This window comes from Streptomyces sp. NPDC050485, from assembly GCF_044458185.1.
In the GTDB taxonomy this organism is placed as follows: domain Bacteria; phylum Actinomycetota; class Actinomycetes; order Streptomycetales; family Streptomycetaceae; genus Streptomyces.
The window spans coordinates 1-14799 of the sequence record NZ_JBITHR010000045.1 but is presented as its reverse complement, the minus strand read 5'-3'; the positions used below and the strand labels follow the sequence as shown (position 1 = coordinate 14799).

The 14799-nt window shown below is 70.2% G+C and carries 10 protein-coding genes and 1 pseudogene; 6 read left to right on the top strand and 5 right to left on the bottom strand.

Going from position 1 to position 14799, the window contains the following annotated elements; genetic code table 11:
- Positions 1-1247 precede the first annotated feature (1247 nt).
- The 4 genes from ACIBK6_RS40250 (at position 1248) to ACIBK6_RS40235 (ending at position 4397) form a co-directional block, all read left to right on the top strand.
- Positions 1248-1580 (top strand): hypothetical protein, encoded by a 333-nt coding sequence (locus ACIBK6_RS40250; RefSeq protein ID WP_399058096.1) that lies wholly within the window; start codon positions 1248-1250, stop codon positions 1578-1580.
- Positions 1581-2310: 730 nt separating this feature from the next.
- Entirely contained in the window at positions 2311-2778 is a 468-nt protein-coding gene (locus ACIBK6_RS40245; RefSeq protein ID WP_399058094.1) for a hypothetical protein, read from the top strand.
- Between the two features lie 24 nt (positions 2779-2802).
- Positions 2803-3423: an RNA polymerase sigma factor gene (locus tag ACIBK6_RS40240; protein ID WP_399058092.1), complete on the top strand. Its 621-nt coding sequence runs from the start codon at positions 2803-2805 to the stop codon at positions 3421-3423.
- Complete coding sequence (locus tag ACIBK6_RS40235; RefSeq protein WP_399058090.1) at positions 3420-4397, top strand: CU044_5270 family protein; 978 nt, start codon at positions 3420-3422, stop codon at positions 4395-4397. Before ACIBK6_RS40240 ends, ACIBK6_RS40235 begins: the two co-directional genes overlap by 4 nt.
- 796 nt (positions 4398-5193) lie before the next feature.
- On the opposite strand, the gene ACIBK6_RS40230 is transcribed toward ACIBK6_RS40235, so the two are convergent.
- The 5 genes and pseudogenes from ACIBK6_RS40230 to ACIBK6_RS40210 all read right to left on the bottom strand — a co-directional run bounded on the left by ACIBK6_RS40230 (position 5194) and on the right by ACIBK6_RS40210 (position 13104).
- On the bottom strand, positions 5194-5340 hold the full coding sequence (locus ACIBK6_RS40230) for a hypothetical protein (RefSeq protein WP_399058088.1): 147 nt from the start codon (positions 5338-5340) through the stop codon (positions 5194-5196).
- A gap of 89 nt (positions 5341-5429) precedes the next feature.
- Positions 5430-6569, bottom strand: a complete 1140-nt coding sequence (locus tag ACIBK6_RS40225; RefSeq protein WP_399058086.1) for a hypothetical protein — start codon at positions 6567-6569, stop codon at positions 5430-5432.
- A gap of 434 nt (positions 6570-7003) precedes the next feature.
- Positions 7004-9612 (bottom strand): annotated as a pseudogene (locus ACIBK6_RS40220) (Helicase associated domain protein); the annotation flags it as partial.
- A 469-nt stretch (positions 9613-10081) separates the two neighbouring features.
- Positions 10082-12778 (bottom strand): lanthionine synthetase LanC family protein, encoded by a 2697-nt coding sequence (locus tag ACIBK6_RS40215; RefSeq protein WP_399058084.1) that lies wholly within the window; start codon positions 12776-12778, stop codon positions 10082-10084.
- A gap of 20 nt (positions 12779-12798) precedes the next feature.
- Positions 12799-13104 (bottom strand): hypothetical protein, encoded by a 306-nt coding sequence (locus ACIBK6_RS40210; protein ID WP_399058083.1) that lies wholly within the window; start codon positions 13102-13104, stop codon positions 12799-12801.
- A gap of 385 nt (positions 13105-13489) precedes the next feature.
- On the opposite strand from ACIBK6_RS40210, the gene ACIBK6_RS40205 reads away from it, so the two are divergent.
- Together ACIBK6_RS40205 and ACIBK6_RS40200 are read left to right on the top strand one after the other, a co-directional pair.
- Positions 13490-14023 (top strand): hypothetical protein, encoded by a 534-nt coding sequence (locus ACIBK6_RS40205; RefSeq protein WP_399058081.1) that lies wholly within the window; start codon positions 13490-13492, stop codon positions 14021-14023.
- A complete protein-coding gene (locus tag ACIBK6_RS40200; RefSeq protein WP_399058079.1) occupies positions 14020-14664 on the top strand; it encodes an RES family NAD+ phosphorylase in 645 nt (214 codons plus the stop codon). The genes ACIBK6_RS40205 and ACIBK6_RS40200 overlap by 4 nt, the downstream gene beginning before the upstream one ends.
- The last annotated feature ends 135 nt before the right edge of the window (positions 14665-14799 follow it).

Genomic DNA, 14799 nt, shown 5'->3' with positions numbered 1-14799 from the left:
TCAGTACCGTCCTGCGCCTTACGTCGGTAGGCTCGTCGCTCCTGGGCGTCTCAGCCACCTCGAACCCCTCAGTCGCAGCATGCATATGCAACAACACGCTTGGTCATGATCTTGCGGACTGGAGGCTAACAGCAGCAGGTCCGTCGCAGGCCTACCCGCTCATTCATTTGGATTACTCCAGGGCCACATTGACTGCCCGCCCGACAAGGTGTGGTAAATGTTCCGCCGCGCGAGGCGTCCACTTGGAGTCCCGCACCAGACAATGGTCGCCCTGCGGCCCTGTCGCAAGCAGCTGCTCCATACAGCGGCATGGCCGACATCGCCCCGTACCAAGCCCCTCTCCGGCCGGAAGAAAGAAGCAGGCTGACAAGCTGATCGCTGCAGAACGAGCCGCCTGCCGAGGTCGGCGAGCGCGGCGAGCTGTTCAGTGTCAAGTCGGTCCGGCGCTGTTTCTGGTTGGTGATCCATACCCCGGTCCGGTGCGGGCCGTCGGGAAGGTACTCGACGTGGCCGTGCCCTGGCATACCGGCGGCTTCCCGTTCCAAGTACTGCGCCAGGGTCTGGATGCCTGCCTGGAAGGCGGCTGCGCCCCGCCCGGACGCCCCGCCGCCGATGCCGCGGGCGTCTTCATGCTCGTCATGCGGGTGCGTACGGCCTTGACGCCGAGTTCGCTGAGCCGAGCCTGCTGCTCGTCGTTGAGCCGGCCCCAGTCGCGGCGTTGGGTGGCGTACCAGCGTCCGATGTCCTCGCCGTGCCGGGTCACGCCCCGGGACGACAGCGGTCAGGCGGGCGCCGTCGGCGAGGAGTTGGGCGAGGTAGGCGTAGTTGCGCTGCCAGTCCACCGTCCAGCCGTGTTCGCCCGGGTTCCAGTGCGGATCGACCGCCGCGGGCGCCGGCGGCCGGGGTGCCGGTGATGCTGCTGGAGATCGACCGCCGTACCGAGGACGCCCACGAGCTCGTGCACAAGCTGCGCCGGTACTGGGAGTGGGGCCGGCTGCTGCCGCCGGACGCGGACGACAAGACGGTGCGCCTGGCCCGGTCCCGGCCGGACGCGATCGAGAACCTCGACCACGAACAGCGGCTGTGGCGCCGGGTCTACCCGCCGACCGGTCGGGAGGGCCTGCCGCCGGTGGCGTTCGTGTTCGCCGACACCACGGACGCCAAGGTCGACAACACCGTGAAGGTGTTGGAGGAGGCCGGTCGCCGGTACTGGGCACCGCGTCACCGCCCGGGACTACGGCCAGGCCGTGCCGGTCGTCTTCACCACCCTGGAGCGGCTCCAGGAGCACGGTGCGGACGCGGTGGTGTGGCGCCGTCTCGGCAGGGCCGATGTGCAGAAGCTGGCCGCCGCGCTCGACAACCCCGACGGCGAGGCCTTGTTCCGCCGCCAGGTCGCGCAGGCCGACGCGGCAGAGGAACACCAGCGCGCTGCCGACCGCGAGGCGCGGCGTCCGGTGTGCAAGCGGTGCGGGCAGAAGTTCACCGACCAGCGCTGGCAGGAGACCACCGCGCACGGCAGCGCCTGGAAGCCGGTGACCTGTCCGTGTGCAGGACGTGCCGCGCCGACGACGTCGCCCTGATGACGATTCCTGGAAACGACCAGTGTGGCTCGTCGTTCCCCAGTGAGGCGCCTGGGGCAACCGAGCCGGGGCCGCCCGCTTGTGGAGTGTGCGGGCCGTGCCGAGCGGTCAAGGGCGCCTCCGGCGGCGCGATGCGCTGGGCTTCGCCCACCCTGGACAGCTCGCCCCGCCCCTGGACCCGGCTGACTATCGGGCGGCCCCTCCCGTGTGGCGTCCCATACCTGGTCAAGTGCCGTATGGGTGGGGAGATCCATCGAGCAGGTCTGAGGTCACCAGAGATCACCAGGTGGCCGCTTCCAGCGAGCGTCATCAGCCCGGGAGCAAGCCGACACCGAGACCGCCTGGGAACCGTCTCCTGCACAGCCGGAGCCGGAGCCGGAGCCGGAGCCGGAGCCGGAGCCGGAGGACGACCGCGACCAGGAGCCGGGCATGCCCCGCCGTGGTCTGCTCCGCTGGCGGACCTGACCCGGGCAAGCCCAAGGGGAGCCTGGGCAAGCCGCCCCGAGCGGCGGCTTGCCCAACCCGGCCGTGCACTCGCCGCCGTCGTCCTTGAGGAAGCGACGGACGACAGGCACGGGCGTGAGCGCCCGCCCGGCGGGACGGTCCGTGAAGTCGGGACGTCGCGTACGGGAGGGAAGGGGCTGAACCGGCTGCGCGCCAGTACGAAGGCCGTAGACAGGGCTCATGAGACGCAGCAGAGAAGAGACCGCGCCCGGATCTGCCGGGCAGTATGTGGCACGCCCTGGCCCAGCTTCAGCGCACCCATCCCGACCCCGTGGGCCGCGTCGGGCTGCTCGCCCGGCAGGCCGGGCTGCTGTCCTTCGCCGCGGCCGGCGACACCATCCTCGCGGCCCGCGTGCAGCTGTCCGGCGCGGAGACGATGCACGAACTGAACGAGACTCTCCGCGCGCTGACCGGCGGCCTCCATGCCCACTTCACCGGCCCTGGCGTCGCCCTGGAAGTCACGCTCGGCAGACGGCAGGAGCTCGCACTGGATGCCGTCGGCCGGGAGCTCGGCGGACTGCGTCCTCGGCTCGACCGGGTTGCGGGCCGTTCGGGTGCGCGGACGGTGAAAATGACCGGGGTGCTGGAGGCAGCCTCGACCAGCAGGTGGGGCTGGGCCTTCGGAGGCGTGACCTCGCGATGTGACGCAGGTCACCGGAACTGGTTGAAGGTGGCGGAGAGGAACTGGACGTGAGGAGAAACGGACTGAGAGGTATCCATGCGCGAGCGCATACGAGCGGGTGACCGTGAGGCATTCGCCGAGCTCTACGAGGAGTATTCGCGAGGTGTCTACAACCATGCCTTCCGTCTGACGGGGAACTGGTCGACGGCGGAGGAGGTGATGTCCGATACCTTCCTGGAAGCCTGGCGTATCCGGGAGAAGGTAGAGCCCTGCGGCGGGTCCCTGCGACCGTGGCTGCTGGGCATCGCCACCAACAAGGCACGCAACGCCAATCGGCGGGTCCGCCGGCGGATCGCCTTCCTGACCCGCCGGCCGGAGACGGACGAGGTCGTGGACTTCGCGGACGCATCCGCGTCGCGAATCGACGACAGCCGCGAACTGGACGCCGTACGTCATGCGTTGACGCTGCTGCGCCGCCCCGAGGGGGAGGTCCTGGCCTTGTGTGTTTGGGCGGCCCTGGACTATGCCGAGGCCGGACAGGCCCTGGGAATACCCGTGGGCACCGTGCGCTCCCGCCTCTCCCGCGCCCGCGCCCGGCTGCGGAAGCTGACCGACGAACAGCTCAGCGTGCGTTCCGGGCGCACTTGCCCCACCGGCGCGACAGCGCAACCTACGGCTGTTCCACCGGCCCTGGCCATTCAGGAGGAGGCTCGATGACTACCGACGACCAGCAGGAACTTGCCCAACTGCTGCCCACCCCCGCGGAGCGGGATCTGCCTCCCGGCCGCCACCGCCACCACAAGGAGCTGCTCCTGCGCGCCATCGACGGTGACCGTTCCCGCACCCGCCGCCGGCTCATGCGCCCGCCCATCGTGTTGCCCCTTGCCGCAGCCGCCGTAGCGGCAGTCGTGCTGATCACCGTCCTGCCCGGGACGCACCCCCAGGGGGACTCCGCGACGAGGATCACGCCGGCGGCCCCCGGCACTGCCCACGGGGCGACAGCGCTGCTCGACCGGCTCGCCGCTGTGGCCTTGACGGTCCATGTCGGGCCGGTGCGGGACGACCAGTACGTATACACCCGCAGCAAGGCCACCACGACGGCACACATCAAGCCGGTCAAGACGGGCCCGCTCAAGGAGCGTGAGGACTGGCGGTCGCAGGATCCGCGCCCGACCAAGGACGCGGGGTTCTTCCGTGAGGACGGGAAGTACCTGCCCATCCGCAACAGTGGACCGACGCCGTCCGGCATCGATCGCCCCACCTACGGATGGCTGGCTTCCCTGCCCACCGACCCCGACGCCCTCTACCAGCGCATCCGCAAGGAAACCAGGTCCATAAAGGGCTTGGACTTCGATCAGGCCGTCTTCGAGTCCTTCGGCTACCTGCTGAGGGATACGGTGATGCCGCCCCAGACGCAGGCCGCCTTCTACAAGGCCGCAGCGAAGATCCCCGGCGTGGTGGAGCTGGCGGACGGCGCCGACGCGGACGGCCGCCACGGCCTCGCCATCGCGCGTGAGGACCACGACCGCGACCAGCGCACCGAATGGGTCTTCGACAAGGAGACCCTGGGGTTCCTCGGCCAGCGCACCTATCTCACCAAGACCAGCGAATGGGGAGAGGCAGGCACTCTGGTGTGGGCCAACGCGATCCTGGAACGGGCCGTCGTCGACAAGCCCCGCCAAGTCCCCTGACCCACGAACGGAGACACCTGGTCTCCACCCCGCTCGGCGCTGATCGCTGAGCAGCCTGGCCACGAAGATGACTGGCGGCTGACCTCACCGGCCAGCCACCAGTCATTTTCCTGTCGGCCCCAGAAGAACCGTACTTTTTCCGTACCGGCGGGTGTTGTTAGTTGATGTGGCGTCAGGCAGCGCTGGGAGGCGGGGCGCAGGCTGTGGATCGCGGCGATGCGTACGGGGCCGGCGCGTGGTCCGGGCTGGCGGGGCCTGGTGGAGCGGGCAAGTTGATCCGGGAGTGGGCTGCACTGGTGATCCGGGAGTTGCGGCGGGAGGTGTGCCGGGACCACTGCCGGAGGTTGGACGGGCCTTTTTGCGATCTTGGCCGTTCGTGCTGGTCAGACCCTGCGGGCAACGATGTTTTCGGTGCCGACACCTTCTTGTACGCGGTAGCCGTACAGGAGGTTGGGGTTCATGGAGGGGCGGCGCGGTGGCCGCGGTGGCGGACGTGGAGTCCGGCCGGCTCCGCGGCGAGGACGGCGTGAGCCGGGCCTGGACGGGGCGCTGTGGGCGCCTCAGGCGTCCGGGGGCGGCTCGGGGCCCTGTGCCGGGGAAGCGGTTGTTCGGCGGGTGGAGGGGCGTCTCGCGCTTACCGCGCCGAATGCGGTAGGCGCTGCGGTAGAGGCTGCACAACGGGCTGTACTAGAGGCTGCATCACTCCCTGTGACGCCCCATCATCTGAGCAGGTCAGGGCCCTTGGTAAGTGGTGGCTGGCATGCCGACTTCCCTCTGTACGCTCTGCCTGGCCTGTTCACCTGGGTGTGGTGGGGGCGGGGCGGCGCGTGTCGGTGGTGGCGCTGCGCTGGCCGGGTGGGGTGGGGGCGCCGGGCCGGTGGCCCGCCGCGATGTTGTAGAGCGTCACCGCGGCGGGCCGCGAAGTCTTCCACGACCCTGCCATTACACGGCGACACGAGAGTGTCGGTGACACCAGCTCCCCCCGCTCCGGGCCTGTGCGGTGCCGGCCCGGAGCGGAGAAGAGCGGGAGGCTCAGTTCCAGGTGATGAGGACAGCGCCGTCCTGGCCGTTCTGGCCAGCCTCGCCGCCGGCGCCCCTGGCGCCCCGTTCGCCGGTACCGCCGCCGACGCTGCCGTTGCCGCCCTGGCCTTGCGTGCTGCCCGGAGTGGCGTCTGCGCCACGGCCGCCCTTACCGCCATCCCCGCCCTTGCCGAAGCTCACGCCCTCGGCGTTGTGGCCGGGGGCACCGGCGGTCGTGCTGGCAGTGCCGGCTGCACCTGGCAGTCCGCCCGAACCGGCGCCGCTGCTGGTGCCGTTACGGCCGTCGTTGCCACGCTCTCCGGCCCCTCCGCTGGTGCCTGCGGGACCGTGCGCACCCTTCACGACCGTGACCGCGCCGACCCTGTAATTGTTATCGCACAGGCCCGCGCGCCGCTTGTCGTGGTCGGGTGCGGCGCCTCCTGCCCCGCCGTTGCCGCCCGTGCCGCCGTATCCGCCGCCGCCACGCCAGGAGGCGTAGCCGCCGGCGTTGTGCTCGGCCGCCCCCTTACTGCCGCCGCCCCCGCTATTCCCGTCAGAGGCGTTCACATTCCAGTAGCCGTTGGCGACGTAGGTGAGCCCCTCGCCGAGGCCGGGGCGCTTGGTGGCGCCGTCCTTACCGTTAATGCCGGGGTGACCGGCTGTCCCGTCGTTGCCGGAGTTCTGCCATGCGCCGCCAGCGCCACCCGCGCCGCCGGCACCGCCTTGCCCACCGCCTCCGCCGGCCCGGCCCGCCGCCACAACGATGTGGAACCGGTGGCCATGGCCATTCGCGGGCAGTTTGAGGGTGCAGCTGACGAAGGAACCGGCATCGCCGCCTCCACCACTGCCGCCTGCGCCGCCGCCGCCCCCGGCGCCGCCCCCACCGCCGGCGTGGTGCCTGCCTGCGCCGCCTCCTGCGCCTCCTCCTCCACCTCCGGTGCCGCTGCCGCCGGCACCGCCGCCGCCCCCGCCGCCGGGCCCCCAGACATAGACGGTGACCGAGGTCACCCCGGCCGGAACATCGAACGTGTGCCTGCCAGGTTTCGTGAAGAGCTCGCTGCCCGCGGCGTGCGCGGGGGGAGTGACCACCCCGGTCAGCGCCAAGGCCATGCCAGCGCCGACCGCGATGCTTCTGATCTTATGGCCGAACATCAGGCCACCCCTTTTCTTATTTGCGCCATGAAACGCTTTACTCGGCTGTCATTACAGGGGGCCCGATGAGCTGGGGTAGCGGCAGGCGGGCACGGTTCACCCGATGGAGCGCATGGGTAGCTGCCTTAAGCCAAGTCGATGCCTATTTCCGGCCAAGCGGCACGACCGGTGGCGAACCCTCTCTCGGATAAAGCCGCATGTCGGCGCCGGGGTGCCGCCAGGGGTGGCGTGCGACCGTCAAGTACCCCCCCCGGGAGACGCAGCCCAGAGGCCGGCGGCCCCGGGCGTGCGCGGGGACTGGTTCTGCCACTGCCGGCAGGCGCGTAGTTCGCCTGCGCCGATGGCGTAGCGGCCTGCGACCCGGCCGAGGAGCGAGAACACCGTCTCCTGGGCGAGCGGGGCTACCCGCAGCACTCCGGCCGGCCCAGCACCCCTCACCATTCCATTCCCAACTTTGTGAGCGTGGTGCGCTGTTCGGGGGTGAGCTTGTCCCGCCTCGATTTGGTGTTGGAGATCCATACGCCCAGCTTCACGACCGTCGGGTCCGTCTCGCCGTCGATCGTGATCTCTTCGCTGTGGCCGCGTGGTACTGGCCGGTCGGCGCCTTCCCGTTCCACCCACTGTGCGAGGGCCGCCAGGCCCCGCTGGAACGCTTGTTGCGCCTTGCTCGGGCCCTTCCCGCGCGCCTGGCTGCGGGGGCGGGAGACGGTGCCTGGGCGGGCTGCACGCCCAGCCGGGCCAGCCGATCCTGCTGCCCGGTCGACAACTGCGCCCAGGTGCCCGGCTGTTTCTGCTGCTCCAGCCACTTGCCGATGTCGTCACCGTCCATCAGCACGCCGGGCCGGATCTCGGGGAGGCTGCCGTCGGCGTCGACCAGGTCCGCCAGGACGCGGTAGTGGCGCTGCCAGTCCAGTGGCCACGGGCAGTCCCAGTCCGGGTCGATTGCCGTCAGCTGCTTCGCGCGCTCCTTCGCCCGCTCCGGGTCCTTGCCCAGGCCGTTCTTTGCGCCCTTCCGGCGGAGGTTGGCCATGTGCTGCCCGATGGGCACCATCGCCTCGCCCTCGCCCCACACCGCGTCCTGACGTGGCGCGAGGTGCCCGGTCGCCCGCCGGTACGAGCGCAGCGCGGCGAGTTTGTTCTCCCACGCCTCCTCGCCCGGCTCCCACACCATCCCGGCCTCCGGCGCGTCCAGCAGGGTCTTGCGCCGCTCCTCCAGTTCCCCGGCCCGCAGGGCCCTGCGCTGCTGGTGCACCCACCGCCCGAGGGGGAAGTCCTTCGTGACGCCGACCTCGACCTCAACGTCGTAGGGGACGGCGTAGAGGCCGGTGATCTCGTTCTCCTGGCGCCAGCGGAGCAGGGCCTGGTAGCCCTCCAGCCACACGAGCGATTCTGGCTGGTAGACCCGGGTGCGCAGGAAGGCGGCGATGGTCGCGGCGTCGCGCGGGCTGGAGAAGTGCAGCAGCGCTGATTCGGCGGCGGCGTCGGTGCCGTCCTGCTCCTGCTCCTGGTCCTTGCCGTCGCCCTCGGCGCCGGCGCCGAGGATCCGGCCGTCCTGGTCGCGCTGGACGTGCACCTTGCGCGCGTGTTTGCTGCGGGTGAGGGCGCGGGAGGCGAGCTGTTCGACCAGGCGCTCGTCGTGGGAGCGCAGGCCTTGGAGCACGGCTGCGAGCGGTTTGAAGCTGGCGGAGGCGACCATGTCGGTCGGGTCCTCCCCGGCCTCCAGGAAGACGGGCACGATGATCCGCGCGATTTTCGTGGTGCCGTCGCGGTTGGGCCGGAGGGCGCGGCCGATGTTCTGGACGATCTCGACTTGTGAGCCGCGGGTGTCGGCGAAGCAGATCGCCTCGACGCCGCGTTCGCCGGTGATGTCGACGCCTTCCCCGAGGACTCGTACGGAGGCGAGGAACGCGCGGTGTACGCGCCGGTTGTTGGCGTCGATGCCGTTGGCGAACTGCCGCAGGGCCTCGCGCCGTTCGGCCACGAGGTGGTCGCCGCACAGCCACGCGGACCACACCCGGTCCGGCGGGACGTGACGGCCTGCCTCCAGCTCGTACAGTTCTGCATCGATCGACGACTTCGGCAGGCTCTCCGCCTTCGCGAGGGCTTCGTCGGACGCCTCGGTGACGTACAGCTCGGCGGCCGTCTTGGGCAGCTTGTCCGCGAACGCCTCGGCTTCCTCGACCCGGTGGTGGAACGTCATCACGGTCTTGAGGTTGTGCCGGGCGGCGTGTTCCAGGAGTGCGGTCTGCAGGAGTGCGAGGCGCCGGCCCCGGAGCGCTTCCTCCGACATCCCGGGTACGGGGGAGGGGTCGCGGATCTCCAGCACGTCGATCTCGAACCCGGCGAGGATCTCGCGCTCGATCGCCTCCGACAGCCCGAGCTCGGCGAGCCACGCGCCGTACGTCCCGTCCGGGTCGTCGGCCATGCTCGCGATCTCCAGCTCCTGGCCGTCCGCGCCCTTCTGCGGCCGGGCCGCGGCCAAGATGCGCGGTGTGGCGGTCAGGTAGAGCCGGAAGTCCGCAGGGATACGGGAGTTGTCGTGGATCGCCGCCCACGGCCGCCCGAGATCACCGGCGGTGCCGTGCGCCTCATCCACGATCGCGAGGTCAAAGCCCGCCATGCGCTGCCCGTACAGCCGCTCCCCGCCCGCGAGCGCGGCCTCCAGTGGCCCGCGAACCTTGTGCTGGCCCATGGGTGCGTCGATGTCCTCGCGGTCCACCAGGGAGGCGTAGGTGGCGAACACGACGACCGGCCCGGAGGCGGCCCACAGGGCGAGCTGGATCGGGTTGGTGGTGGTCCGTACGCCAAGCTCGTTCAGCACCGGGTCGTTCTCCAGCGAGCACACGGCGACCATCGGGGCCTGGTGTCCTACCAGGCGCCATGCCTGGGCGGTCTGGGCGAGCAGGTCCAGGGTAGGGACGGTGACGAGGACCCGGCCGTCCCGGAACGATTCCAGCGCGCACGCAGCGGCCGTGATCGTCTTCCCCGACCCGGTCGCGGACACGATCGTGCCCCGCGCCCCTTGCGGGGGCGGGCGGCATCGGCGCCATGATCGTGCTCCTGGTGGTCACCGGCGGAGGCCGCGCCCGCCGCCTCGCGCAGGCCTACCGCGCCAGTGCGGAGAACTGACGTGTCCGCCGCCGGGAGGCCCGAGAAGCCCGTCGATCAAACCGTCCCCGCACGCGCCAAGCTCGCGAGCTTCCTGCGCGCCCGCAAGACCGAAGCCGGACTGACCTACCAGCAGCTGAAACTGGCGACCTCGCGTAATCGTGAGTCGCGTATTCGTCAGTCGGTGAGGGCGCGTGCTCACTGTGGATCTTGTAAGGGCGGCTGCGATCTTCGCCTCGTCCCGCTCGGTCGCCTCGCGGGAGGGGACCTGTACGCTCCAGCCGATAACCGCGCGGAAACCCGGCCGTCGGCTGCGCGCAGTTGGAGACGACACCGCCTGCGCCACGGTCGGCTTACCCACCCACCCCTCACCCCCGCCCTCCACCACCGGTCCATCCGCCCCGTCACCGAGAACGTCGGTGTGCCCCATACCGGAAGCCCGCCCGGCTGAGCTGGTAGCGGCGGCGCGGTCTCGCCATCCTCAGCAGGACGACGGGGATGCCCGCGTATCCGACGAGGTAGTCGGGGGTGATCTGGCGGGGGGCCTCGGAGATCCAGGCCCGGCCGTCCGGGGAATCGACCGCGAACGCGGGCAGGATGCCGATGAGCCCATGGGCCTGCGCCAGCAGGTCTCCGTCGTCCAGGGCCAGGCCGGCGTCCCACAGGAACTCGGCGTTCCCCGCCAGTCCGTGGCACAGGGTCGGTCCGCTCCAGCGGGCCCCTAGGGCCACCGAACGGCAGGCGCGCCGGAGCGTCTCCGTCGGGTCCGGTTCGAGGCCGAGGCGACGGGCGTGCAGGAGCATCCGTCCGATGCCCGTCGCCCCGTGGCACCAGAACGGCGGGTGCGCCGGGTCGCCTTCCGCGATGGGCCAGGCGAGCCCGCTGAGGTCCTCCAGGCAGCGGATCGCCTGGCTGGTGATCCAGTCGGCGGCCTCGCGCGCGGTCTCCTCGTACCCGGACGCGCCGGTGGCTTCGTAGAGGTCGAGCAGGGCGTCGGCGATGCCCGCCGCACCGTGGGCATAGCCCAGGAGGCTCTTGCCGCTGATATCCCCGTAGCCCGGGGGGATGCGCCAGTGCGCGGTGCCGCGCCCGCCCTCGCACTGCCGCAGGAGGGTGTCGCCGCAGTGCACAGCCCGCTCGAGGCTCCGCCCGTCGCCGGTCTCGTCCCAGAGCATCAGGTGCACCAGCAGCCGACCGGCGAGACCGTGGAAGAGGTCGGGGGAGTCGTCGGGAGCCGCCGCGGGCTGCGCTTCGGCCCGCTCGAGAGCGAACCCGACGAGTTCCCCGTCGGCCAGCACCTGGCCGGCCCGCAGTAGGGCGGCAACGATGCCCATCTCCCCCACGTAGAGCCCGCGCGGCCGGTCCCCGGGGACGGTCGGCATGGCGTGGAGCGTCCGTGCGGCGGCGCGCAGGACGTCCGTGTGCCGCGGGACCCGCAGTTCCTGGGCTAGCTCGGCCAGCGCGAGGACCGTGCCGGCCATCCCGGTGTTGACGTCGCGGCCCACGAGCCCCTTGCCGACGTTGTACCGGCTGCGCCACGCCAGCCCCTGCTCGGAGGACTCCGCCTGGGCGCAGATGAAGTCACCTGATCGGTGGGCCAGTTCGAGCAGGTCCGACGCTCGCGTCCGGCCGGGGTCGGACGCGCCCGGTGGCGCGGGCGGCTTCGGCCGGCTCTCCCCGACCGTCAGCAGCGCCCGTCGCACCTCGCACACCGAGCCGAACCGCCGCTCGGGATTCGGATCCAGGCACCGCGACACGATCTTTGTCAGGGAGCCGTCGACGGCCGGCCTGAGCTGTCCGGGTGGTCTGGCGAGCAGGTCGTGTGGGTCAGGGGCCCGCGAGGGCTCGGCGCCGGTGGCCAGCAGGTAGAGCACCGCCCCCAGGGCGTAGATGTCGTCGGCCGGTGACACCGCGCCTCCTGCCCTGCACGCGGGCGAGAGGTAGCCGCGGGTCCCGGCCTCGGTGGGCCGGTCCGTGGCGCCGACGGGGCGGGCTAGCTCGAGATCGATGAGCCGTACCAAGCCGTCGGACGGGAGCACAATGTTGGCCGACTTGAGGTCCCCGTGCACGTGGCCAGCCTCGTGAAGCACGGATAGGGCGTCCGCGATGGCGGCTCCGAGCTCCACCACACGGGCGGTGGAACAGCCGTGACCCGATCCGGCGAGTCCCCGTACGTACCGGTCAAGCGTCTCCCCGCCGAGGTCCTCCGAGACGAGGACCAGTTCGTCGTCGTTCTCGACGACATCGAGGACCTCCGGGGTCGCCCGTCGTCCAGAGAGCTTGAGGAGCGCGGCCGCTTCCCGCCGCAGCGCCGTGGTGCCGTCGTCGGCCTCGCCACCGCGGCCCGCGGGTCGCTTCGCGGCGCGCTTCATGATGCACCCGCGGGGTGTGGCCAGATCGAGGGCCAGTTGGACGACGGTTTCGGGCGAGTGCGCCAGGGTCATGGCGGGCCTGTACCGGCCCGCTACCGTTCTCGCCAGCGCGAACGGGGCGCCCAGGCCGTTCCTGCGGAAGGGGTCGTCGGCCCAGTCCGGCACCGATGGGGTCATTCCCCGGAGATCCGGGACCAGGCGGCCGTCGGGGTCCAGCACGGCGAAAACGGCGTCGCCGAGCAGGGTCTGCATCCGGGTGCCGTCGAACCCGCCGTAGCGGTAGAAGACGATGCTCCCGTCCCCGTAGGAGCGGTCCGACGGGATGAGGGGACCGCGCATCCCCCGGGTGGCGGCCGCCAACGCGGCCGCCACCTCGAGGGCCGAATCCTCGCCCTGCGGATAGACGGTGATGAACTTTCCGACCTGAGAGATTCCCGCCGCCCCGCAGTTGAGCCGTTCGAGCCAGGCGAGGGATCCCATCACCTTGAAGGCGGCTCCCAGGGTGACTAGGGGAGGCAGGGCCCGTTGAAGGGTCTCGGCGGCCGTCGAGGCGTAGCTGGAGACGTGGAGCTTCCAGCCCTGCCGGGGGAGGGCAGGACCGTGCGGGAAGGCGGACACCCACGGCTGCAGGGGGCCGTCGGCCGGCACGATCCGCCAGTCGGACAGCTGGCCGCCGACCGCTTCCACGACGGAGTCAAGGAGCCACGGATCGGGCTGGTCCGCCGTCATCGGAGCGGCTTTCCCCGTCCTCACGTATCGGGTGCGTCGATCTTGATCGTGACGTAGCAGGTGGCTCCGCACCTCGAGGCGATGCAGGTGAAGTCGTTGCACCCGGAGGTGTGGAGGCATTCGCCCTCGATTTCGTCCCCGAGACCCCCGGCCCGTGCCACGCTGACTGTCTGCGAGAACTCCTCGACCGCATTCTCGGGAATCTGGAACTCGGCGAGAACGGAGCTGGGGTCATTGGCCAGGCGCGTACGGAACGCTTCGTCCGTCTCGGCCTGCGCGACAATCTGTGCCAGTCGAAGTCTGATGGCGACGACGTCTTCGGTCATGGCCGCCTCCCATAAGATGTCAGTGCTTCGCGCGGCAGAACCACCACCGATGCCCGACCTCGCAGTGAACCCCACCGCTCGCTTACCTACTGTTTCCAGTCTCTGCTGCGTCCCCGCTCACCGCTACTCGGGGTGTCGGTAAGAACGTTGTCAGGAGCCGCAAGCAGGAGCATCGGACCTGGTCAGAGCCATCTTCAGTGGGGTTCAGGTTTGCGGGCGCGTTCCAGAACGCGGTAGACCGTGGCGCCCCCGACGGAGGAGAGCTCAACGAGGTTGCAGGAAGGTGTGCTCGCCGGACTGGTGCTGCTGGATCACGTGGGTCGTGACATGTTCGTTAAGGGCACCCGTACCTGCGCCACAGGTCACCCGGCCGTACGGTGGAACTATGGACGCGGAATCGATCCTGGCCAACGCGTTCGCCCGTTCGCTCGGCGAGCGCTGGAAGAACCTCCAGCATCTGGAGACTCACGGCAGCGACCTGGACGAAGGCGTAGTACAGGCCATCGCCGAGGACGCTGCGGCTGCGGCGGTGAGCAACCTGTCGTGGCACATCGCCCTGGGGGAGTGCATCACCGCGCAGGCCATGTCCGTTCGGCTGGGGGTGCCCTCGGCCGTCATCGTTGAGGCCGTCTCTGATGGGCGTCTCGTCGGCCTGACCGGCCGGTACGAGACCTTCCTGCCGCTGTGGCAGTTCCATGACCAGGTTCCAGACAAGCATCCTATTTCCGTTATCACCAAAGTGTTGGAGGAGTTCTCCGGCGGGTTGGGCAGCGCGTTTTCTCCCGAGCTCGTGGTGCTGTGGGGTGCTACCGGGCAGCCGGAATTGGACAACCAGGAACCGCGGGCGGCGCTGTCCAAAGTCGCCCCGGAGCAATTGGTCTGGTCGGCGAAGGTCACAGTTGCCGGGCTGGCGCGATGAGCACGGCCAAGGTCGTTGAGTACACCCTGGAACCGGAGACCCACCTGTTCCGCATCTACCTGCGCGAGTTCGACGGACACCCCGGCAGTGCGGTGTGGTTCTGCGATGGCGTGAAGTACGACTGCCGATTCGACCTGCGGGGAGAACCCGGCACCTGCTATACGTCCTCCTCGCCGGAGGGTGCCTTCATCGAGGTGTTCTACCGGACCGCTGGCGTGGGCGTCCTGCAGAGTGAAGTCGACAAGCGGCTCATCGCCGACATGACCGTCACGCAGCCCTGTCAGCTGATACCGCTGAATGTGAACGCGAATCAGGGTGTGATGGGGATCAACCACGCCCTCCTTCATGAGATAGACGAAAAGTATCCGCTTAGCCGTGCCTTCGCGCAGAGGGTGTGGCACGCCGGTTGGAAGGGCGTGCGCTGGAACGGACTGCGCGACGCTACCGGAACGCGCGTCAACTTCGCGGTGTTCTCCGAGTTCAGCGGCGACCAGGAGGGCAAAGAGCTCGATATCGCGCGGACTGGGTCGATCGCGCAGAGCCTCGTTGCCCGAGTAGCCGCCGAGTTCAGGACGGGTGAGCTGGGGCCGTCCGGGCTGTACCCATTGAAGGACAGGAGCGACGAGATCTTCGGGTCTTGAGAGGCGCCGCCTTGTGGGTGTCGACAACCCGGTCACCTATGCTGAGCTGCGGCTTCTGGATCACGGTGTGATCACGTCGGGTGTGTGCGGGAGTCCGTCGGCGCACCTTGGGGATCGTGAGGTTCCGTCTGGTCT

What these genes read in the sequence shown, in the direction of transcription:
- ACIBK6_RS40240 (WP_399058092.1), top strand. Translation starts at nt 2,803, where the DNA reads ATGCGCGAGCGCATACGAGCGGGTGACCGTGAGGCATTCGCCGAGCTC.
- ACIBK6_RS40210 (WP_399058083.1), bottom strand. Translation starts at nt 13,104, where the DNA reads ATGACCGAAGACGTCGTCGCCATCAGACTTCGACTGGCACAGATTGTC.
- ACIBK6_RS40230 (WP_399058088.1), bottom strand. Translation starts at nt 5,340, where the DNA reads ATGGCAGGGTCGTGGAAGACTTCGCGGCCCGCCGCGGTGACGCTCTAC.
- ACIBK6_RS40225 (WP_399058086.1), bottom strand. Translation starts at nt 6,569, where the DNA reads ATGTTCGGCCATAAGATCAGAAGCATCGCGGTCGGCGCTGGCATGGCC.
- ACIBK6_RS40245 (WP_399058094.1), top strand. Translation starts at nt 2,311, where the DNA reads ATGTGGCACGCCCTGGCCCAGCTTCAGCGCACCCATCCCGACCCCGTG.
- ACIBK6_RS40215 (WP_399058084.1), bottom strand. Translation starts at nt 12,778, where the DNA reads ATGACGGCGGACCAGCCCGATCCGTGGCTCCTTGACTCCGTCGTGGAA.
- ACIBK6_RS40235 (WP_399058090.1), top strand. Translation starts at nt 3,420, where the DNA reads ATGACTACCGACGACCAGCAGGAACTTGCCCAACTGCTGCCCACCCCC.
- ACIBK6_RS40200 (WP_399058079.1), top strand. Translation starts at nt 14,020, where the DNA reads ATGAGCACGGCCAAGGTCGTTGAGTACACCCTGGAACCGGAGACCCAC.
- ACIBK6_RS40205 (WP_399058081.1), top strand. Translation starts at nt 13,490, where the DNA reads ATGGACGCGGAATCGATCCTGGCCAACGCGTTCGCCCGTTCGCTCGGC.